Genomic DNA, 20,094 nt, shown 5'->3' with positions numbered 1-20,094 from the left:
CCCGCTCACCCTCGAAAGGACTCCGTGCACTCCCGAACCACCGCCTCCACCGTCCTCCTGGGCGCTCTCGCGCTGGGCCTGGCCGCCTGCTCGACCGATGCCTCCGCGCCGGCCGCGGACGACACGGGCTCCGGCCACGGCGCCGTCGCGAACGCCGCCGAGCTCGCCGAGCCGCGCCTGGGGCTGACGACGATCGACCCGTCGGGCGCCGTGTCGCACCTCGACCTCCTCGACGAGACGGTCACCGGCCTCGGCACCATCGGCGCACCGAGCGCGATGACGACCGACGGCCGCTACCTCTTCGCCCAGACCGATGCGGGCGTCGAGATCGTCGACAGCGGCGTGTGGACCTGGGACCACGTCGACCACTTCCACTACTACCGCGCGGACCCCCGCCTGATCGGCACGGTCGAGGGCTCCGGGACGGCCGTCGTCGCCACGACGAACCTCTCGACCACCGGCGGAACCGGACTCTTCTTCCCCGACTCCGGCGAGGCGGTCCTCCTCGACACCGAGGCGCTGTCGAAGGGCGCGATCGTCGAGCGGTTCCGGAAGGACGTCGAGCCCGGACCCGGGATGGTCGTGCCCGTCGGCTCGTCCGCACTGGTGACCGAGGGGTCCGGATCCGGAGCGGCCGTCGCCGGCTACGACTCGGACGGCGAGCCGACGGGCCTCCGCGAGGCCTGCCCCGACCCCGCCGGGACGATCACCACCCGCGTCGGCGCCGTCATCGGCTGCTCCGACGGCGCACTCCTGGCGTCGATCGAGGACGAGGAGCTCATCGTCGAGCGGATCCCCTACCCCGCCGGCACCACCGCGCCACCCGCCGCCTCCTTCGACAACCGCGAGGGCCGCCCCACGGTCGCCGGCCTCGCCGGGGACGCGGGCATCTGGCTCCTCGACACCCGGGAGCGCTCCTGGAGCCTCCTCCCCTCTCCCGCCCCGCTGGCGCAGGTCACCGCGGTGGACGACGCGGACGAGACCGTCCTCGCCCTCGCCGCCGACGGCCGCGTGCTGGTGCTCGACGGCTCCGACGGCGCGGTCCTCGCCGAGACCGCGCCCCTCGTCGCCGACACGACCGCGGACGGCTCGCGGCCCGTCCTGATCGCCGACCAGCAGCGGGCCTACCTCAGCGCACCCGCCGAGCGGAAGCTGCACGAGATCGACTACGCGGACGGCGCGCGCCTCGCCCGCACCTTCGAGACCGCCACCGAGCCGGCCTTCACGGCGGAGACGGGCCGATGAGGCGCCGCTGGGCCCTCGCGTCCGCCGCGGCGGTCCTGCTCCTGTCGGGCTGCACGTCCGCGGAGGAGGACGAGAGGCCCCTCGTCATCGTCTCCACCAACATCCTCGGCGACGTCGTGGGCGAGCTCGTCGGCGACGAGGCGCAGGTCGTCACGCTGATGAAGCCCGACGCCGACCCGCACTCCTTCGAGATCTCGGCGCAGGAGGCGGCGCGCCTGCGCTCCGCCGACCTCGTCGTCTCGAACGGGCTCGGACTCGAAGAGGGCCTGCAGCAGCACCTCGACGAGGCCTCCGGTGAGGACGTCCCCGCGTTCGTCGCCGGCGACGCCGTCGACGTCCTCGACTACAGCGAGGGCGACGCGGAGGGGAGCCCGGACTCGCACTTCTGGACGGACCCCGGCCGGATGATCGACATCGTCGACTCCCTCGGGCCCGTGCTCGCCGCGCTCGACGGCGTCGATCCGGCCGCCGTCCGGGACCGGACGGCCGGCTACCGCGCCGAGCTCGAGCGGCTCGACTCCGAGATGGCCGCGGCGTTCGCCGCGATCCCCGCCGAGCGCCGCGCCCTCGTCACCAACCACCACGTCTTCGGGTACCTCGCCGACCGCTTCGACTTCGACGTCGTCGGCGCCGTCATCCCGGGAGGCACGACCCTCGCGGCGCCGTCCGCCTCCGACCTCGCCGATCTCGTCGACGCGGTCGAGCAGACCGGCGTCCCCACGATCTTCGCGGAGTCCTCGTCTCCCGACCGCCTGGTCCAGGCGCTCGCGAGCGAGGCCGACATCCGCGTGGAGGTGGTCGAGCTGTTCACGGAGTCCCTGACGGGGCCCGAGGGCGGCGCTCCCGACTACCTCGCCATGATGCGCGTCAACACGCAGCGCATCGCCACCGGGCTCTCCCCGTGAGCCCTCCGATCCACCACCAGGAAGAAGAAGCACCCATGCAGAATCCCCACGTCCGGCGGGCGGGCCTCGGCCTGATCGCCGCCTGCTCGATCACGGTCCTCGCGGCCTGCTCGTCGAGCTCGACCCCGGCCGCCGAGTCCTCCGCGTCCACCGCGCCGGCCACCGAGGCCGCGGCGGCCGCCGGCGCCCGCGTCGCCGTCGCCTACGAGGGCGGCATCCTCGTCCTCGACGGCGAGACCCTCGAGACCGTCGCGGACCTGGACTCCGAGGAGTTCACCCGCCTCAACCCCGCCGGCGACGACCGCCACGTCATAGTCACCATGAGCGAGGGGTTCCAGCTCCTCGACACCGCCGCCGGCACCAGCGGCGAGCCGGAGCTGACGGACATCGTCTTCCCCGCGGACACCCCGGGCCACGTCGTCCGGCACGCCGGGAAGACCGTCCTCTACGCCGACGGCACGAGCGACACGACCGTCCTCGAGACCGCCGACCTGGCGTCCTCGGACGGGATGCCCGAGACCGAGACCATCCCGGGCGTCGAGGCGCACCACGGCGTCTCTATCGTCCTCGAGGACGGCACCTTCCTCACCACGGTCGGTGACGCCGACGGGCGCACCGGCATCGAGGTGCGCGACGCCTCCGGCGCCGTGACGGCCACGAACGACCAGTGCCCCGGTGTCCACGGAGAGGGCACGGCCGAGAACGAGGTCGTCGTCTTCGGCTGCGAGAACGGCGCCCTGGTCTACGACGGCGGCGAGATCACGAAGCTCGAGGCGCCGGACCAGCCGTACGGCCGCATGGGCAACGCCTGGGTCAGCGAGACCAGCCCGATCATCGTCGGCGACTACAAGGACGACCGCGACGCCGAGGGCTACCTCCTGCACCGCGTGGCGCTGATCGACACCGAGGCGAAGACCCTCGACGTCGTCGACCTGCCCGAGGGCGTCGAGTACACCTTCCGCGGCGTCGCCCGCGGCCCCGACGACCTGGCGTACATGATCGCCTCGGACGGCGCGATCCACGTCCTCTACCCCCAGACCGGCGAGCTGACCGCCTCCTACCCCGTCGTCGACGCCTGGGAGAGCCCGGTCGAGTGGCAGGACCCGCACCCCGCGATCACGGTCGCCGGGGACATCGCCTACGTGACCGACCCGGCCGCCGACAGCATCCACGCCGTCGACCTCACCACGGGAGAGGTCGTCGCCACGGGCGAGCTCGACGTCACGCCGAACGAGATCGCCGTCGCCGCGAGCTGACCATCGGCACGGAGGAGGGGCGCGGGGCCTTGGGCTCCGCGCCCCTCCTGTTCACCTCGAGGGGCCAGGATCTCCGCATGACGACCGACTTCGATCTCGACCAGGTGGTGCGCGACGTGACCGCGAACGTGCGCAAGAAGTTCCCCGACCACTCCGAGGAGCAGGTCGCGCCGCTCGTGCGCGAGGAGCTCGCGGACCTGCAGGACCGGCCCGTGCAGGACTACCTGACGGTGCTCACGGAGCGAGCGGTGAAGCGCCGCCTCAAGCGCGAGGCGCGCGGGGAGTAGACCGGGTCAGGCGAGCGCCCGCTCGATCGACGCCCGCAGCGCCGGAGCCGGCCGGAGCGCGCCCGCCTCCTCCGCTTCGAGGAGCGCCTGCGCGTCCGCCGGGCTGTGCTCGCGGTACCAGCGGTCGACCGGGACGCCGTGCCCGGGCCGGCTCAGCACCTCGACGGCGTCGCCCGCCTCCACCGATCCGCGGTGCAGCACCCGCAGGTAGGCGCCGGTGCGCCCCTCGTCGGCGAAGCGCTTCACCCACTGGGGCTCTCCGAGGGCCCGTTGGAACGTCGCGCACGGCGTCCGCGGCATCGTCACCTCGACCTCGACCGCCTCGCCGATCCGCCAGCGCTCGCCGATCACGGCTCCGCTCACGTCGAGGCCCGCGATCCGCAGGTTCTCGCCGAACATCCCCGCGGCCACCGGCCGCCCCAGGCGCTCCGCCCACCAGACCGCGTCCTCGTCGGAGTAGGCGTAGAGCGCCTTGTCGAGGCCGCCGTGGTGCGCGCGATCGGCCTGCACGTCGCCGTAGAGGCCCAAGTCGCGCACTCCGACGGGACCCTCGACCGGCCGCTTGTCGATCGCGGTCACGCCGACCGTGCCGGAGTCGGGCAGGAGGCGGGCGACGCGGCACACGGCGAGCAGGCGGGGCATGCCGCCATGGTGCCAGCACTAGGCTCGCCGCGTGCGCGACGCGACCGCTCCTCCCCGGCTCGACCCCCTCCTCCTCGACGGCCTCGCCGAGGGGTATGCCGGGGACACGGGCGCCCGGGAGCAGGCCGAAGGACTGCGCTTCGCCGGCACCGACCTCACCGGCGCCGATCTCACCGCGGCCTCCTTCAGCGAGTGCGTGCTGGAGGGAGTGGTCCTGGACGGCGCCCAGCTGCGGGCCGCGTCGATCGCGGAGTCGCGGCTCGAGCGGCTGGACGTCCCCGGGCTCTCGGCGCCGCGGAGCCGGCTCCGATCCGTCGAGCTGCTCGCCTCGCGGCTGGGCTCGGCCGAGCTCTACGAGAGCACCTGGGAGCAGGTGCGCGTGGCCGACTGCAAGCTCGGCTACCTGAACCTCCGCGGCGCCGCGGTGCGCGACGTGCTGCTCGAGCGCTGCACGATCGACGAGCTCGACCTGGCGGGTGCGACCGGCACGCGGCTGCGCCTGGTCGACTGCGACGTCCGCTCCCTCGATCTCTCCCGGGCCCGGATCGAGCACCTCGATCTGCGCGGCGCCGGGCTGCACGTGCTCACCGGGCTGGACGGCCTCCGGGGCGCCACCCTCTCCGAGCTGCAGCTCAGCCTCCTGCTGCCGCTGTTCGCGGAGCACTTCGGGGTGCGGGTGGGCTGAGCCGCCGGTCCGCCTAGCGCCGGCGGGCGATCAGCCGCGTCAGAGCGCGGCGGCCGAGGAGGAACACGGCCAGCACGACGGCCGTCACGATCACGAAGCTCCACTGCACGCCCTGCCCGGAGGCGATCCGCAGGAGCATCCCGCCCGCGACGGTCACCGCCCAGACGACGAGCCCGGCGGGCACGATCCGGTCCGGGGAGCGCCACGAGCGCGTGACGACCCAGCCGAGCAGGAGCGCCGCCAGGAACGGCCAGAGCGTGGTGAGCAGGCCGATCAGCGCCGACCCCTCGTCGTGGCTCCCGCGGCCGATCAGCACGAAGACCAGGACGAGCACGGCGTCGAGGGCGAGGCCGAGCCCCGCGTGCCGGGTCATGCGGGCTCCGTCACGAAGTCGATGAGCTGCTCGACCCGGCCCAGCAGCGCCGGCTCCAGGTCCTGGAAGGTCCGCACCCGGCCGAGAATGCGCTGCCAGGCGCGCGCGATGTCGGCCTGCTCCTCGTGCGGCCAGCCGAGCGCCTCGCAGATCCCGTGCTTCCACTCGGTGCCGCGAGGGATCTCGGGCCAGCGCTCCAGGCCGATCCGGCCGGGCTTCACGGCCTGCCAGACGTCGATGTAGGGGTGGCCGACGACGAGGACGTGGGCGCCGTGCGGACCGGCGGCGACCTGCTCGGCGATCCGCGACTCCTTCGAGCCGCGCACCAGGTGGTCGACGAGCACGCCGATGCGGCGCCCCGGACCGGGCCGGAACTCTCGCACCAGCTCGTCGAGGTTGTCGACGCCCTCGATGTACTCGACGACGACGCCCTCGACCCGCAGGTCGTGGCCCCAGACCTTCTCGACCAGCTCGGCGTCGTGCCGGCCCTCGACGTAGATGCGGCTGGGCAGGGCGACCCGCGCCTTCGCGTCGGCGACGTGGAAGGAGCCGGAGGCGGAGCGCGCGCGACCGAGGCCGGCGTCGCGCTTCAGCCCGGGCGCCTTCAGCGACACGGGCTTCCCCTCGAGGAGGAACCCGGGCCCGAGCGGGAACACACGGACCTTGCCGAACCGGTCCTCCAGCCGCACCATCCGCAGCTCCACTCCGAGCACGGCGCCCACGAAGCCGGAGGCGACCTCCTCGACCACCAGATCGCGCTCGGCCTCGACCACCGCCACCTCGACCCTGCCGCGGGCGCGCCAGTCGCCGGCGAGCACGTCCTGCCCGTACCTGTCCTCGTCCATCGCACCGAGGGTAGCCGGAGGCGCGCGGGGCGCCGCGCGGACACGGCGCATGCACCTCTGCTTACATGAGCAGATGACCGAGGACCTCGAACCCGCCGCCGAGCTCTTCAAGGTGCTGTCCTCCTCCTCCCGGCTGCGCCTGCTCCGGGCCCTCGCCGAGGAGACGTCGACGGTCGGGCGGCTGGCCGAGGTGACCGGGCTCTCGCAGCCGCTGGTCTCGCAGCACCTGCGGATGCTCCGCACCGCCGGGCTGGTCGCGGTCGAGCGCGTGGGCCGCGAGGCGCACTACTCCGTCGCCGACACCCACGTCACGCACATCGTCGACGACGCTGTCCGGCACGCCCTGGAGGGGTGACCTCCGTCCTTGTCGGGAACGATGATCGCTCTCGATTAGGCGCATCCATTGCAATGCGTTTATGGATCTGGTCGACTGGAGCCCGTCGCGTCCGCGGCCCCCGCATCCGGAAAGGCAGCACCATGAGCACCACCGATCTCCACGCCGAGCACCCCGTCACCGAGCACGAGCACGGCGAGGGCTGCGGCCATCCGGCCGTGCAGCACGAGGACCACGTCGACTACGTCCACGGCACGCACCACCACGCCCTGCACGGCGACCACTACGATGAGCACGAGTCGGAGGCCGAGCACTCGACCGCCGACCACGAGCACGGCGACGCCTGCGGCCACGAGACCGTGCAGCACGACGACCACGTGGACTTCGTCCACGACGGCCACAAGCACGCCGCTCACGCCGGCCACTACGACGAGCACTGAGGCCGTGCGCGACGGGAGGGCTCGCACCCTCCCGTCGGCACTCAGCCCTGACGGGCCTTGAAGCGCGGGTTCAGCTTGTTGATCACGAAGACGCGGCCCCGGCGGCGGACCACCTGCGAGCCGGGCTGCGCCTTCATCGACCTGAGGGAGTTGCGGACCTTCACGGATGCTCCTGTCGTTAATGAGAACTGTTATCGATAGAGTAGCGGTCCATGGAGCCCCACCACCCCGCACCCCCCGTCCTCGCCGTCACCCTCGTCAGCGCGACCGACCCCCAGGACGCCGGGCGGACCGCCGCGCTCCTCGCCGGCAGGCCCGAGTCCCGGATCGCCTTCGAGGTCGATCCGCCCGGCGCCGACGGTCCCGCTCTCGCCGAGGAGCTCCACCGGCGCCTCGCGGCCGACGCCGACGACGGCCACCGCGGTCACACGGTCGTCGCCCTCGATGGCCAGGCCGACCCGCTCGAGATCGGACTCGTGCTCGAGCACCTCTGCGCGCAGCGGCATCCCGCCGACACCCGCATCGCGATCCTCGACGTGGTCGCCGTGACGTCGACGGAGGAGATCCTGCGCGTGCTCTGCGGCGGCGCGGGCCCCTCCTTCGACTCGGCGGAGCGCCTCGCCGCCCGCCTGGAGTTCTCGAGCCTCGTCGCCCTCGCCGAGCCCCTCTCCGAGAGCGACCCCGAGCGGACCGCACTCGTCCGCGACCTCCTGCGAGCACTCGCCCCCACCGCCGATCTCCTCCCCGCCGGTGAGCTCCCGGCGGCGCCACGGAGGCTCCACCCCCGGCGCGCGCACGCGATCGCCTCCTCGATGGGCTGGCAGTGCGCCCTCAACGGGACCTCGCGGCGCCGCGCCTCGGGCACGACCGTCGAGGAGTTCGTGTTCCGCGATCCGCTGCCCTTCCACCCCGGCCGCCTGAGCACGGCGGTCCACGGGGAGCTGGTGGCGGAGAAGGTGGGCCGCATCCTCCGCTCCCGCGGCCTGGTGCGCCTGGCGACGCGCGCCGACCGGGTCGGCTCGTGGTCGGTCGCCGGCGACGTGCTGACGCTGGACCCGACCAGCCTGCTCAGCTGGGACGAGGACGCGCCTCTCGGCCAGGAGCTCGCCTTCTTCGGGACGGGCCTGGACACCGGGAGGCTGACCGCCGTCCTGCAGAGCTGCCTGCTCACCCCCGAGGAGCTGCTGGCCGGCCCCGCCGCCTGGGCGGAGTACGCGGACCCCTTCCCGCGCTGGGTGGACGAGCACCGGAACTGAACCGAGCGCCCTCCGTCGCGCGGGACTCGACGAGCGCGACCCGGCCCCTGCGTCCGAGCGCCGCCCGCCCCGCGCCAGCCGACCGTGCGCCGGGAGTGTGACGCGCGGAGGCTCCCGCCGGGCGGCGGGTGGGTAGGCTGACCGGACAGCACGTGCTCCGGGGTCGGTGGGAATTCCGAACCGGCGGTCACAGTCCGCGAGCCGCAGCCCCTCGAGAGGGGCGGCGGTTGACCTGGTGGAACTCCAGGACCGACGGTGAAAGTCCGGAGGAGAGGCAGCACGAGCGTCGCGCATCACCGCGCGATGCTGAGCGACGGTGCCCGCGCACCGTCGATCGAGACCCCGGAGTTCGGCGACGAACGGAAGAACCGGGAATGACGATCGACTACGAGCACGCGATGCGCCGGGCGCTGGCGCTCGCCGAGCGCGGGCCCGCCCGCGGACCCAACCCGCGCGTGGGCTGCGTGATCCTCGCGCCCGACGGCACCGTCCTCGGCGAGGGCTGGCACCACGGAGCCGGCACCGCGCACGCCGAGGTCGACGCCCTGTCGCACGTCGCGGCGGGCGCCGCCGAGGGCGCGACGGCCGTCGTCTCGCTCGAGCCGTGCGACCACACAGGGCGCACGGGTCCCTGCAGCCGCGCCCTGATCGAGGCGGGCGTCTCCCGCGTCGTCTACGCCGTGCCGGACCCGGGCGAGCGCTCGGCCGGCGGCGGTCGCACCCTCCGCGAGGCCGGCGTCGAGGTGATCGAGGGCGTGCTCGCCGAGGAGGGAGAGCAGTTCCTCCACCCGTGGCTCACCGCGACCCGCCTGCACCGCCCCTTCGTCACGCTCAAGTGGGCCTCGACCCTCGACGGCCGCACCGCGGCGGCGGACGGCAGCAGCCGCTGGATCACCGGAGCGGCGGCCCGGCAGCGCGTGCACGAGCAGCGTGCCGCGCACGACGCGATCCTCGTCGGCACCGGGACCGTCCTCGCCGACGATCCCGCGCTCACCGCCCGCGGCGACGGAGGCGAGCTCCTCGCCCACCAGCCGGTACCCGTCGTCGTCGGCACGCGCCCCGTGCCGCCGGGCGCCCGCCTGCACGAGCACCCCCGCGCCGTCGTGGTCGAGCGCACCCGCGACCTCGCCGCGGTCCTCGCGCACCTCTACTCCGCCGAGATCCGCAGCGTCTACGTCGAGGCCGGACCGACCCTCGCCTCCGCGCTCGTCGCCGACGGACTGGTCGACGAGTACCTCGTGTTCCTCGCGCCCGCGCTCCTCGGCGGCCCCCGCCTCGCGCTCGGCGACCTCGGCGTGGAGAGCATCGGCGGGGCCCGGCGCCTCTCCCTCCGCTCGGTCGAGATCCTCGGCGACGACCTCCTCGTGACCGCGCGCCCCGACGTCCTCCCCGCGGGCGGTGCCGGCACCCCGGCCCGCCTCCCCCACGCCCTGCAGATGGAGACCCACTGATGTTCACCGGAATCATCGAGGAGAAGGGCGTCGTGACCGCCGTCGAGGCGGGCGCCGACGCGATCCGCCTCAGCATCCGCGGGCCCCTCGCCGTCGAGGGCGTGCGGCACGGCGACTCGATCGCGGTCTCGGGCGTCTGCCTCACCGTGGTCGAGCACACCGACCAGGGCTTCATCGCCGACGTCATGGCGCAGACCCTACGGATGTCGACCCTCGACACCGTGGGCGTCGGCGACCCCGTGAACCTCGAGCGCGCCGCGCTGGTCGGCGACCGGCTCGGCGGCCACATCGTCCAGGGCCACATCGACGGCACGGCGACGCTGCTCGCGATCGCACCGGGGGAGGCCTGGCGGGTGCTGCGGTTCTCGCTGCCGACCGGCATCGCTCCGCTCGTCGTCGACAAGGGCTCGATCGCGGTGGACGGCGTCTCGCTGACCGTCTCGGCGATCAGCCCCGCCGCCGAGCCGGAGCAGTGGTTCGAGGTCTCGCTGATCCCCGAGACGCTCGCCGTCACCACGCTGGGCGCGCGCGCGATCGGCGATCAGGTCAACATCGAGACCGACGTCCTGGCCCGCCACGTCGAGCGGATGCTCGCACTGCGCTCGATCGCGGAGGCCCGCTCATGAGCCTCGCCACCATCCCCGAGGCCGTCGAGGCGCTGCGCGCCGGGCGCCCGATCATCGTCGCGGACGACGAGGGCCGCGAGAACGAGGGCGACGTCATCGTCTCGGCCCAGCTCGCCAGCCAGGAGACGATCGCCTGGATGGTCCGCCACTCCTCCGGGTTCATCTGCGCGCCGATGACCAACGAGATCGCCGACCGCCTCGCCCTGCCGCTGATGGTGGTCGAGAACGAGGACCCGCGCGGCACCGCCTACACGCTGTCCGTCGACGCGGCCGACCGGCTCTCCACCGGCATCAGCGCCTCCGACCGCGCGCACACCCTCCGCGTGCTGGCCGACCCCGAGGCGACCCCCTCCCGCCTGAACCGCCCCGGCCACATCCTGCCGCTGCGCGCCGTCGACGGCGGCGTGCGCGAGCGCGACGGGCACACGGAGGCGGCGGTCGACCTGATGAAGCTCGCCGGCCTGTACCCCGTGGGCGCGATCTCCGAGATCGTCGCCGAGGACGGCGAGATGATGCGGCTGCCCGGGCTGATCGCTCTCGGCGAGCGCGAGGGCGTGCCGGTGACCACGGTCGCGGCCCTCATCGCGTACCTGCAGGAGTTCCACTGCGACGCGGAGGTGCCCGTCACGGTCGCGGTCCCGGAGAGCGCGCGCGTGAGCTTCGAGGTCGAGACCACGGTGCCGACCACCCACGGCCCGTTCCGCATCCGCGCCTACCGCGACCGGCAGACCGGAGCGGATCACGTCGCGATCCTCGCGGGAGAGGTCGCCGCGGGGCGGCCCGCCCTGGTGCGCGTGCACTCCGAGTGCCTGACCGGCGAGGCGTTCGGCTCGCTGAAGTGCGAGTGCGGGCCCCAGCTCGACGCCGCCCTCGACACGATCCAGCGGGACGGCGGCGTCGTCGTCTACCTCCGCGGGCACGAGGGCCGGGGCATCGGCCTGATCAACAAGCTGCGCGCCTACCGCCTGCAGGAGGACGGCCTCGACACCCTCGACGCGAACCTCGCCCTCGGGCTCCCCGCCGACGCGCGGGACTACGGAGCGGCGGTCGGGATCCTCGAGGACCTCGGCCTCACCGAGGTGCGCCTGCTCACCAACAACCCCGAGAAGGTCCGCCAGCTCACCGACCGCGGCATCGTCGTCGCCGAGCGCGTGCCGCTCGTCGTCGGGGTCGGCGCCTTCAACGAGGGCTACCTCGAGACCAAGCGCGACCGCATGGGCCACACCCTCGACAGCGTCCTCGACCACGACCCCCTCGACGCCGGGATCTCCGGCCTCGCCCTCGACGCCGGGATCGCCGGCGCCACCACGAAGGAGTAGCAATGGCCGGTAGCGGCGCCCCCACCACCTCCCCTCTCGACGGCGCGGGACTGCGCGTCGTCGTCATCGCGGGGACCTGGCACGAGCAGATCAGCGACGGTCTGATCGCCGGAGCGGGCCGAGCCCTCGACGAGGCCGGAGCGTCCTGGTCGCTCGTGCGCGTGCCCGGCTCGTTCGAGCTGCCCGTCGCCTCGAAGGCGGCCCTGGAGGCGGGGGCCGACGCGGTCGTCGCCCTCGGCGTGATCATCCGCGGCGGCACCCCGCACTTCGAGTACGTCTCGGACGCCGCCACCTCCGGGCTCACCACCGTCTCGATCCTGACGGGCAAGCCGGTCGGCTTCGGCGTGCTCACCCTCGACACCGAGCAGCAGGGCATCGATCGCGCGGGCCTTCCCGGCTCGAAGGAGGACAAGGGGCGCGAGGCGGCCGAGGCGGCGGTCTCGACCGCTCTGCTCCTCCGCTCGCTGCGCAGCTGAACCACTGCGGGCGGCCCCCGTCCTGGGGCCGCCCGCACACGAACCTGGGAGAACACGGAGTAAAGTGGTCGGGTCGTCACGAGCGACCCCTCTCTCCTCCCCCTCGCCCCAGCGGTCCGCGACGCCCGATCGACGCCCCGCCCCGCCGGCTCAGGGGGAGTCGCCGTCCACACGGAGCCCCTCCCTCATGTCCTCTCCCGCCGTCTCCGACGCGCCAGCAGCCGCCCCGCAGAACTCCCGCGGCCGCGTCATCCTCGCCAGCCTCATCGGCACCTCGATCGAGTTCTACGACTTCTACGCCTACGCGACCGCCGCCGTCCTGGTCTTCCCGTCGCTCTTCTTCGTCAACGAGGACCCGGCCACGGCCCTCCTCGCCTCCTTCGCCGTCTTCGGCGTCGCGTTCATCGCGCGCCCGATCGGGTCGATCATCTTCGGCCACTTCGGCGACCGCGTCGGCCGCAAGGGCACCCTCGTCGCCTCGCTGCTCACCATGGGCGTCGCGACCTTCCTGATCGGCTGCCTGCCCACCGCGCTCACGCCCGGCTGGGAGTTCCTCGCTCCGTTCCTGCTCGTCGTGATGCGCTTCTGCCAGGGCCTCGGCCTCGGCGGCGAGTGGTCCGGAGCCGCGCTGCTCGCGACCGAGAACGCACCGGCCGGCAAGCGCGCCATCTACGGCACCTTCCCGCAGCTGGGCGCACCGATCGGCTTCATCGTCGCCAACGTCCTGTTCCTGGTGCTCGCGAGCACGATGAGCGACGAGACGTTCGCGGCCTGGGGCTGGCGCGTGCCGTTCCTGGCGAGCGCCGTGCTCGTGATCATCGGGCTCTACGTGCGGTTCAAGCTCGTCGAGACGCCCGCGTTCCAGAAGGTCGTCGAGAAGGGCGAGGTCGCCAAGCTGCCCCTCGCCCGCGTCTTCGTCACCAGCTGGCGCCCGCTCATCCTGGGCACCTTCATCATGCTGGCGACCTACGTGCTCTTCTACCTCATGACCACGTTCACGCTGACCTACGGCACCTCGCCCGTCGACGGCGCGGTTCCGGGCCTCGGCTACACGCGCAACGACTTCCTCGTCATGCTGATCGTCGGCGTCGTGTTCTTCGGGATCTTCACGCTCGTCTCCGGCCCGCTCGCGGAGCGCTTCGGCCGCCGGCGCACGCTGCTCGTGGTGACCGCGGCGATCCTCGTCTTCGGCCTGCTCTTCGTGCCCCTGTTCAGCGCCGGCTTCGCGGGCGTCATGGCGGTCCTGATCCTCGGCTTCACGCTGATGGGCCTGACCTTCGGCCCGATGGGCGCCGTCCTCCCCGAGCTGTTCCCGACCAACGTCCGCTACACCGGCTCGGCGATGGCGTACAACCTCGCATCGATCCTCGGAGCGGCCCTCGCGCCGATCATCGCGGTCGCGCTGTGGAGGGCGGCGGGCGGCAGCACCGTGCTGGTCGGCCTCTACCTCAGCGTCGCGGCCGTGCTGACGCTGATCGCGCTCCTGCTCTCCAAGGAGACGAAGAACGCGTCGTACCACGACAACGTCTCGTAGGACTCCCTGCAGAGGACGGCCCGACGGGATCCCCCGGCGGGCCGTCCGCGTCTCCGCTCCCTCCCTGAGCACCGGGCCCGCCCTCTGGCGGCCTGCTCGCAGCGACGACGGGGCAGAATGGACGGCGATGAGCACCACCACCTCCCGGCGCGGCGGACGACGACCCTCCCGCGACGACGGACCCCGCGCCTCCTTCTCGCAGCTCGTGCCCTACCTGCTCGAGCACCGCGCCATCCTCTCGGTCGTCGTGGTCCTCAGTCTGTTCGGAGCGGCGGCGAGCCTCGGCCAGCCCCTGCTCGTCGGCCAGGTCATCACCCGGGTCCAGTCCGGTCTCGATCTCGGCCCGCTCGTGTGGGCCCTCGTCGGCCTGGTCGTGGCCTCCGGGCTCATCTCGGGCTTCGCGCACTACCTGCTCCAGCGCACCGGCGAGGGGATCGTGCTCTCGAGCCGCCGCCGCCTCGTCGCACGGCTGCTGCGCCTCCCCATCCGGGAGTTCGACGCGCGCCGCACCGGCGACCTCGTCTCGCGCGTCGGCTCCGACTCCACGCTCCTGCGCGCGGTGCTGACCCAGGGGCTCGTCGACTCGATCGCGGGCTCCCTCGTCTTCGTCGGCGCGATCATCGCGATGGCCGTCATCGACTGGGTGCTGCTGCTGATCATCGTGGCGGTGGTGGCGGTGGCCCTCGGGCTCGCGCTGACCCTCGGCCGCGGCATCCGCACCGCCAGCCGCAAGGCGCAGGAGAAGGTCGGCGATCTGGCCGCGGCCGTCGAGCGCGCCATCAGCGCCGTCCGGACGATCCGTGCCGCCGGAGCCACCGATCGCGAGATCGCGGTCGTCGACCAGCACGCGACGGAGGCGTACCGCCTCGGGATCCGCGTCGCGCACGTCTCGGCCCTCGTGGTGCCGGTGGCGGGGATCGCCATGCAGGTCGCCTTCCTCGCCGTCCTCGGCGTCGGCGGCTACCGCGTCGCATCCGGCGCGATCGACATCGCCCAGCTGGTCTCGTTCATCCTCTTCCTCTTCATGATGGTGATGCCGCTCGGCAACTTCATCGGCGCCATCACCTCGGTGAACTCGGCGCTGGGCGCCCTCGGCCGCATCCAGGAGATCATCGACCTGCCGATCGAGGGCGACGGCGACGCCTCCGCGGGCGGCCTCGGCGCCGGCGTGGCGGAGGAGGCCATCTCCTTCGAGGACGTGGTGTTCTCCTACGAGGAGGGCGCCGTGCCCGACGCGGCGGCCGTAGCGGACGAGCGCGACCGCACCGTCCTGCGCGGCGTCTCCTTCACCGTGCCGCGTGGCAAGCGCACCGCCCTGGTCGGGCCGTCGGGAGCGGGCAAGAGCACGATCCTCGCCCTCATCGAGCGGTTCTACGACCCGGAGGCCGGCGTCGTCCGACTCGGCGGTGTCGACATCACGGCCATCGACCGCGACGCGCTCCGCGCGCAGATCGGCTACGTCGAGCAGGACGCCCCGGTCCTGGCCGGCACCATCCGCGAGAACCTCGTCCTCGGCCGCCCCGACGCCGACGACGCCGACTGCCTCCGGGTGCTCGAGGCGGTGAACCTGACCGACGTGCTCGAGCGCAACCCGCTCGGCCTGCACGCGCCGGTGGGCGAGAGCGGAGTGATGCTCTCGGGCGGTGAGCGTCAGCGCCTCGCGATCGGCCGCGCGCTCCTGGCGGCCCCGCCGATCCTGCTGCTGGACGAGTCCACGTCGAGCCTCGACGGACTCAACGAGCAGCGCCTGCGCCTGGCGATCGACGCGGTCGCCGAGAACCGGACCCTGCTGGTGATCGCGCACCGCCTGTCGACGGTGGTCGATTCCGACCGCATCGTCGTGCTGCAGAAGGGCGAGGTCGTGGGAGTCGGCACCCACTCCGAGCTCGTCGAGTCGACGCCGCTCTACCGGGACCTCGCCAAGCACCAGCTGCTCGTCTGACGGACGCCGCAGCGGCGTCTCGCGACCGCCGCTGCCTCATGCCGGTCGACCAGCCGCGCAGCGCCGTGACGAGACGCCCGCACGTCTCGCCCGGCAGCCTGCGCCCGCTCGTCCCTCAGCGCGGCGGCAGCCGCAGGGCCCCGTCGAGCCGGATGGTCTCGCCGTTGATCATGGGGTTCTCGACGATGTGCCGCACCAGGGCCGCGAACTCCTCGGGGCGTCCGAGGCGGGCCGGATGCGGCGTCGCCGAGCCGAGCGCCTCGCGGGCCTTGTCCGGCAGCCCGGCGAGCAGGGGCGTGTCGAACGTGCCCGGTGCGATCGACACCACGCGCACGAGCCGGGCCGCGAGCTCGCGCGCGAGCGGCAGGGTCATCGCCGCCACGGCTCCCTTCGACGCGGCGTAGGCCGCCTGTCCGATCTGCCCCTCGAAGGCGGCGACGGAGGCGGTCGTGACCAGGACTCCCCGCTCCCCATCGATCGGCTCCCGCTCGGCGATCGACGCCGCGGCGAGGCGCAGCACGTTGAGCGTCCCGGTCGTGTTGATCCGCAGCACCCGGTCGAACTGCTCGAGCGGCAGCGGCCCGTCGCGTCCGAGCAGCCGCCCGGGTGTGGCCACGCCCGCACAGCTCACGGCGACGCGCAGCTCCCCCGCCGCCGCCACGGCGCGCGAGACGGCGTCCGGATCGAGGACGTCCCCGGCGATCAGCTGCACGGAGGCGGGCAGACGCGCGGCCTCCACCGCGTGCGGCAGGTCGAGCACGACCACGTGCGCTCCTGCGGCGTCGAGCGCCGTCGCCGTCGCGGCTCCCAGTCCGGATGCTCCCCCCGCGATCAGCGCGGACGTCCCCTCGAGTCGCACGGTCAGCCCGCCGGAGCGGGGGTGGAGTCGGCGTCGGGCTCGTCGGTCGGCTCGCTGCCGGGCTCCCCCGTCGGATCACTGCTCGGCTCTCCGGACGCGAGCGCCTGCGCCGAGCAGTCGGTCAGGGTGGCGTCGTAGGCGTCCCGGGCGCGCTGCGCCGCCAGGCGGACCTCCTCCTCCGCAAGCGGGCTCGCGAGCGGCGGCCGGTCGCTCAGGCCGTAGCGGGCGAGGCAGTCGCTGATCAGGCGGGTCATGCGCGCGCCGCTCTCGGGATCGGCTGTGCCGGTGGGCGCCGGGGCGGCGGTCGCGACGGAGCCCGAGTCGCGCACGGACCCGTCCGGCACCTCCGCGGCGGGACCGGAGCAGGCGGTGAGGCTCAGTGCGAGCGCGACTCCGACGAGCAGCGCGACGGGCGGGCGGAGCGTCGTGCGCAGGAGCATGGACGACCTCGTTCGTGACGGCTGCGGGCAGGAGTGCGGCCACGGTAGCGCAGTCGATGCTTCCGGCGAGCGCTGGGCGCGCTCTCACGCCCCAGTGGCACCCCCAACGGGGCACAGGCGCGCCTGTCAGGAGGGCTCGGCGAGCGCCCACATCGCGACCGCCGACGCCGCAGCGACGTTGAGCGAGTCGATCCCGTGCCGCATCGGGATCTGGACGGCGACATCGGCGGCGGCGAGCGCGTCGGCGGTGAGACCCTGCCCCTCGGTGCCGAGCACGAGGGCGACGCGGTCCGGAGCGCGGGCGGCGAAGTCCCGCAGGGGCACCGCCTCCGGGGTCAGAGCCATCGCCGCGATCGTGAAGCCCGCTCCGTGCAGGAGCCGCTGCGTCGACGGCCAGTCGCCGACGCGCGTCCAGGGCACCTGGAGGACCGTTCCCATGCTCACGCGGATGGCGCGGCGGTAGTACGGATCGGAGCAGCGCGGCGTCACCAGCACGGCATCGGCTCCGATGGCCCCGACGGAGCGGAAGATCGCGCCGACGTTCGTCGGGTCGACCACGTCCTCGAGCACGACGACGCGGCGCGCTCCCGCGAGCAGGTCGGACGGGTCGGGCAGCACGGGCCGGTCCATCGCCGCGATCAGGCCGCGGTGCAGGGTGTACCCGGTGAGCTCGGCCAGGAGCTCACCCGGGCCCGTGAAGACGGGGACGTCGAAGCAGCCGACCAGGCGCTCGGCCTCGCCTGCCGATCCGCCGAGGGCGAGCACCGAGCGCGGCCGGTGCCCGGCGGCGAGCGCACGCTCGAGCACGAGCGCCGACTCCGCGATGTACAGGCCGTGCGGGCCGCGGGCGTTCTTCAGCGCGACGTCCGTGGCGTGGGCGTAGTCGCGCAGCCTCGGGTCGTCGAGCGCGGTGACCTCGATCCGCTCCACCGGATCAGGCGAAGGGGTCGGGGGTGAGCGTGTACTTGGTGCTGAGGTACTCGTGGATCCCCTCGAGTCCGCCCTCGCGGCCGAGGCCCGACTGCTTCACCCCGCCGAAGGGCGCCGCCGCGTTCGACACCACGCCGACGTTGAGGCCCATCATCCCGGTGGCGAGCCGCTCGATCATCCGCTGACCGCGGGCGAGGTCGCGCGTGAAGACGTAGGACACCAGTCCGTACTCGGTGTCGTTGGCGAGCTCGACGGCGTCGTCCTCGTCGGTGAACGGCACGATCGCGAGCACCGGGCCGAAGATCTCCGTGCGCAGGATCTCGCTCTCCCGGTCGACCCCCGCGAGCACGGTCGGCCGGTAGAAGTGGCCGGCCCCCTCGATCCGATCGCCGCCGGTGAGCAGGCGCGCGCCGCGGGAGACGGCGTCCTCCACCAGCGCGGACGCCTTCTCGACCGCGCGCTCGTCGATCAGCGGGCCGATGGTCACCCCGTCCTCGGTGCCGCGGCCGACGCGCAGAGCGCGCACGCGCTCCACGATCCGCGCGGCGAACTCCTCGGCGATCGACTCGTGCACGAAGAAGCGGTTGGCGGCCGTGCAGGCCTGGCCGATGTTGCGGAACTTCGCGAGCATCGCGCCCTCGACCGCCCGGTCGAGGTCGGCGTCCTCGAACACGACGAAGGGCGCGTTGCCGCCCAGCTCCATCGAGGTCCGCAGCACGTTCTCGGACGCCTGCTGCAGCAGCGTGCGCCCGACGGGAGTGGAGCCGGTGAAGGACACCTTCCGCAGGCGGGGATCCGACAGGATCGGAGCCGACACGGCTCCCGCCGAGGACGTGGTGACCACGTTGAGTACGCCGTCGGGGAGCCCCGCCTCGGCGAGCAGCGCCGCGAAGGCGAGCGTGGTGAGCGGAGTGAGCTCGGCCGGCTTCACGACGACGGTGCAGCCCGCCGCCAGCGCCGGAGCGATCTTCCGCGTCGCCATCGCGAGCGGGAAGTTCCAGGGCGTGATGAGGTAGCAGGGGCCCACCGGGTGCTGCGAGACGATCATCCGGCCGCTGCCCTCGGGCGAGACTCCGTAGCGTCCGCTGATGCGCACCGCCTCCTCGCTGAACCAGCGGAGGAATTCGCCGCCGTACACGACCTCGCCCCTCGCCTCCGCGACCGGCTTGCCCATCTCGAGCGCCATCAGGAGCGCGAACTCCTCGGTGCGCTCCTGCAGGAGGTCGAACGCCCGCCGGAGGATCTCGCCCCGCTTCCGCGGCGCCGTCGCGGCCCACGACGGACCGGCGGCGACGGCGGCGTCGAGCGCCCGGACCCCGTCCTCCGGAGTCGCGTCGGCGATCGAGACCAGGACCGCTCCGGTGGCCGGGTCCTCGACGTCGATCGAGCCGCCGCCGGAGGCGTCCACCCACTCACCGCCGATCAGCAGCTGCGTGGGGATGCGGGCGAGCAGAGCGGTCTCGGCGGCGCGGGACGCGACGGAATCAGTCACAGGAGGGAACCACTTCTTCGGATCGGAGCGCGCAGACCGCGCCAGGAGGAGCTTCTCGTCCTCCCAGTGTAGGACGGGCGATCGCTCCGGGGGCGGGGTCGCCGGGAGCCGCGAGGACCTGCGCCTCCGTGAGCCCTGTGGAGGGACGAGCCCTCAGACGGACCGCTCGACGCGGATTCCCGCCTCCGTGAGCTCGCGCAGCGCCGCGGCACTCGCCTCCTCGGAGACGCCCGCGACCAGGTCCTCGAGCACGCGGACCTCGAGCCCCGCCCGTCGCGCGTCGAGTGCCGAGGCGCGCACGCAGTGGTCGGTCGCGAGTCCCACGACGTCGAGCGCGGTGACGCCCCGCTCCGCGAGCACGGCGCCGAGCTCCTCGCCCGCCTCCGTCGTGCCCTCGAAGGCCGAGTAGGAGGGACGGCCCTGTCCCTTGAGGATCTGCACGTCGATCCGAGCGGTGTCCAGGGCCGGGTGGAACCGCGCGCCGTCCGTGCCGGCGACGCAGTGGACGGGCCAGCTGTCGACGAAGTCCGGCTCCACCGCGAAGTGGCCGCCGTTGTCGGAGTCGCCCTCGTGCCAGTCGCGGGAGGCCAGCACCGCGGAGTACCGGTCGGCGTGCGCCGCCAGATGCGCGGTGATGCCCTGGGCGACGGCCGCGCCGCCTGTGACGGCGAGCGCGCCGCCCTCGGTGAAGTCGTTCTGCACGTCGACGATGAGGAGTGCGGTGGTCATCGTGGGCCTTCCGGGAGGAGGTAGCGAG

Annotated in this window: 23 protein-coding genes and 1 riboswitch; of the genes, 14 read left to right on the top strand and 9 right to left on the bottom strand. The window is 73.5% G+C overall.

Going from position 1 to position 20,094, the window contains the following annotated elements:
• Positions 1-24 precede the first annotated feature (24 nt).
• From C5C99_RS07015 to C5C99_RS07000, 4 genes are all read left to right on the top strand, one after another.
• Positions 25-1,245 (top strand): ABC transporter, encoded by a 1,221-nt coding sequence (locus C5C99_RS07015; protein WP_104226905.1) that lies wholly within the window; start codon positions 25-27, stop codon positions 1,243-1,245.
• Positions 1,242-2,150 (top strand): zinc ABC transporter substrate-binding protein AztC, encoded by a 909-nt coding sequence (aztC, locus tag C5C99_RS07010; protein WP_104339835.1) that lies wholly within the window; start codon positions 1,242-1,244, stop codon positions 2,148-2,150. Before C5C99_RS07015 ends, aztC begins: the two co-directional genes overlap by 4 nt.
• Positions 2,151-2,185: 35 nt before the next feature.
• Complete coding sequence (aztD, locus tag C5C99_RS07005; RefSeq protein WP_104339834.1) at positions 2,186-3,406, top strand: zinc metallochaperone AztD; 1,221 nt, start codon at positions 2,186-2,188, stop codon at positions 3,404-3,406.
• Between the two features lie 77 nt (positions 3,407-3,483).
• Positions 3,484-3,693, top strand: a complete 210-nt coding sequence (locus tag C5C99_RS07000) for a three-helix bundle dimerization domain-containing protein (RefSeq protein ID WP_104262881.1) — start codon at positions 3,484-3,486, stop codon at positions 3,691-3,693.
• A 6-nt stretch (positions 3,694-3,699) separates the two neighbouring features.
• Here C5C99_RS07000 and C5C99_RS06995 read toward each other — a convergent pair whose 3' ends face one another.
• A complete protein-coding gene (locus C5C99_RS06995; protein ID WP_104255826.1) occupies positions 3,700-4,335 on the bottom strand; it encodes an MOSC domain-containing protein in 636 nt (211 codons plus the stop codon).
• A 31-nt stretch (positions 4,336-4,366) separates the two neighbouring features.
• Between C5C99_RS06995 and C5C99_RS06990 the strand changes: the two genes are divergently transcribed.
• Positions 4,367-5,020, top strand: a complete 654-nt coding sequence (locus C5C99_RS06990; RefSeq protein ID WP_104339833.1) for a pentapeptide repeat-containing protein — start codon at positions 4,367-4,369, stop codon at positions 5,018-5,020.
• Positions 5,021-5,033: 13 nt separating this feature from the next.
• Here C5C99_RS06990 and C5C99_RS06985 read toward each other — a convergent pair whose 3' ends face one another.
• Positions 5,034-5,393, bottom strand: coding sequence for a DUF3054 domain-containing protein (locus C5C99_RS06985; RefSeq protein WP_104233715.1), 360 nt, complete (start codon positions 5,391-5,393; stop codon positions 5,034-5,036).
• Positions 5,390-6,238, bottom strand: coding sequence for a DUF3097 domain-containing protein (locus tag C5C99_RS06980; RefSeq protein WP_104226898.1), 849 nt, complete (start codon positions 6,236-6,238; stop codon positions 5,390-5,392). Before C5C99_RS06980 ends, C5C99_RS06985 begins: the two co-directional genes overlap by 4 nt.
• 73 nt (positions 6,239-6,311) lie before the next feature.
• On the opposite strand from C5C99_RS06980, the gene C5C99_RS06975 reads away from it, so the two are divergent.
• Entirely contained in the window at positions 6,312-6,593 is a 282-nt protein-coding gene (locus tag C5C99_RS06975) for a helix-turn-helix transcriptional regulator (RefSeq protein ID WP_104222235.1), read from the top strand.
• 122 nt (positions 6,594-6,715) lie between these two features.
• Entirely contained in the window at positions 6,716-7,012 is a 297-nt protein-coding gene (locus tag C5C99_RS17465) for a hypothetical protein (protein ID WP_104222233.1), read from the top strand.
• A gap of 41 nt (positions 7,013-7,053) precedes the next feature.
• Here C5C99_RS17465 and ykgO read toward each other — a convergent pair whose 3' ends face one another.
• Positions 7,054-7,176 carry a type B 50S ribosomal protein L36 gene (gene ykgO, locus C5C99_RS06965; RefSeq protein WP_104226896.1) on the bottom strand — a complete coding sequence of 41 codons (123 nt, stop codon included), beginning with the start codon at positions 7,174-7,176 and terminating at the stop codon, positions 7,054-7,056.
• 48 nt (positions 7,177-7,224) lie between these two features.
• Between ykgO and C5C99_RS06960 the strand changes: the two genes are divergently transcribed.
• The 7 genes from C5C99_RS06960 to C5C99_RS06930 all read left to right on the top strand — a co-directional run bounded on the left by C5C99_RS06960 (position 7,225) and on the right by C5C99_RS06930 (position 15,616).
• Entirely contained in the window at positions 7,225-8,268 is a 1,044-nt protein-coding gene (locus C5C99_RS06960) for a GTP-binding protein (protein WP_104247338.1), read from the top strand.
• A gap of 150 nt (positions 8,269-8,418) precedes the next feature.
• Positions 8,419-8,551: riboswitch (FMN riboswitch) on the top strand.
• Between the two features lie 91 nt (positions 8,552-8,642).
• Complete coding sequence (gene ribD, locus C5C99_RS06955) at positions 8,643-9,719, top strand: bifunctional diaminohydroxyphosphoribosylaminopyrimidine deaminase/5-amino-6-(5-phosphoribosylamino)uracil reductase RibD (RefSeq protein WP_258063655.1); 1,077 nt, start codon at positions 8,643-8,645, stop codon at positions 9,717-9,719.
• On the top strand, positions 9,719-10,345 hold the full coding sequence (locus C5C99_RS06950; protein ID WP_104339832.1) for a riboflavin synthase: 627 nt from the start codon (positions 9,719-9,721) through the stop codon (positions 10,343-10,345). The genes ribD and C5C99_RS06950 overlap by 1 nt, the downstream gene beginning before the upstream one ends.
• Entirely contained in the window at positions 10,342-11,664 is a 1,323-nt protein-coding gene (gene ribA, locus C5C99_RS06945) for a GTP cyclohydrolase II (RefSeq protein ID WP_104222225.1), read from the top strand. Before C5C99_RS06950 ends, ribA begins: the two co-directional genes overlap by 4 nt.
• 2 nt (positions 11,665-11,666) lie before the next feature.
• Complete coding sequence (gene ribH / locus C5C99_RS06940) at positions 11,667-12,140, top strand: 6,7-dimethyl-8-ribityllumazine synthase (RefSeq protein ID WP_104222223.1); 474 nt, start codon at positions 11,667-11,669, stop codon at positions 12,138-12,140.
• A 187-nt stretch (positions 12,141-12,327) separates the two neighbouring features.
• Entirely contained in the window at positions 12,328-13,674 is a 1,347-nt protein-coding gene (locus C5C99_RS06935) for an MFS transporter (protein WP_104339831.1), read from the top strand.
• Between the two features lie 127 nt (positions 13,675-13,801).
• Positions 13,802-15,616 carry an ABC transporter ATP-binding protein gene (locus C5C99_RS06930; RefSeq protein WP_104288191.1) on the top strand — a complete coding sequence of 605 codons (1,815 nt, stop codon included), beginning with the start codon at positions 13,802-13,804 and terminating at the stop codon, positions 15,614-15,616.
• A 115-nt stretch (positions 15,617-15,731) separates the two neighbouring features.
• On the opposite strand, the gene C5C99_RS06925 is transcribed toward C5C99_RS06930, so the two are convergent.
• From C5C99_RS06925 to C5C99_RS06905, 5 genes are all read right to left on the bottom strand, one after another.
• Positions 15,732-16,475 carry an SDR family oxidoreductase gene (locus tag C5C99_RS06925; protein ID WP_104268882.1) on the bottom strand — a complete coding sequence of 248 codons (744 nt, stop codon included), beginning with the start codon at positions 16,473-16,475 and terminating at the stop codon, positions 15,732-15,734.
• 2 nt (positions 16,476-16,477) lie between these two features.
• Complete coding sequence (locus tag C5C99_RS06920; protein WP_104233723.1) at positions 16,478-16,915, bottom strand: hypothetical protein; 438 nt, start codon at positions 16,913-16,915, stop codon at positions 16,478-16,480.
• A gap of 126 nt (positions 16,916-17,041) precedes the next feature.
• Positions 17,042-17,845: an RNA methyltransferase gene (locus C5C99_RS06915; RefSeq protein WP_104339830.1), complete on the bottom strand. Its 804-nt coding sequence runs from the start codon at positions 17,843-17,845 to the stop codon at positions 17,042-17,044.
• A 4-nt stretch (positions 17,846-17,849) separates the two neighbouring features.
• Positions 17,850-19,337, bottom strand: a complete 1,488-nt coding sequence (locus C5C99_RS06910) for an NAD-dependent succinate-semialdehyde dehydrogenase (RefSeq protein ID WP_104260349.1) — start codon at positions 19,335-19,337, stop codon at positions 17,850-17,852.
• A gap of 153 nt (positions 19,338-19,490) precedes the next feature.
• The gene (locus C5C99_RS06905; protein WP_104233726.1) at positions 19,491-20,066 is read right to left on the bottom strand and encodes a nicotinamidase; all 576 of its coding nucleotides are present in this window, start codon (positions 20,064-20,066) and stop codon (positions 19,491-19,493) included.
• Positions 20,067-20,094 lie beyond the last annotated feature (28 nt).

Origin of the sequence: Rathayibacter sp. AY1C4, from assembly GCF_002932195.1 — a bacterium.
GTDB lineage: Bacteria > Actinomycetota > Actinomycetes > Actinomycetales > Microbacteriaceae > Rathayibacter.
This window is presented reverse-complemented; position numbering and strand designations above follow the sequence as displayed.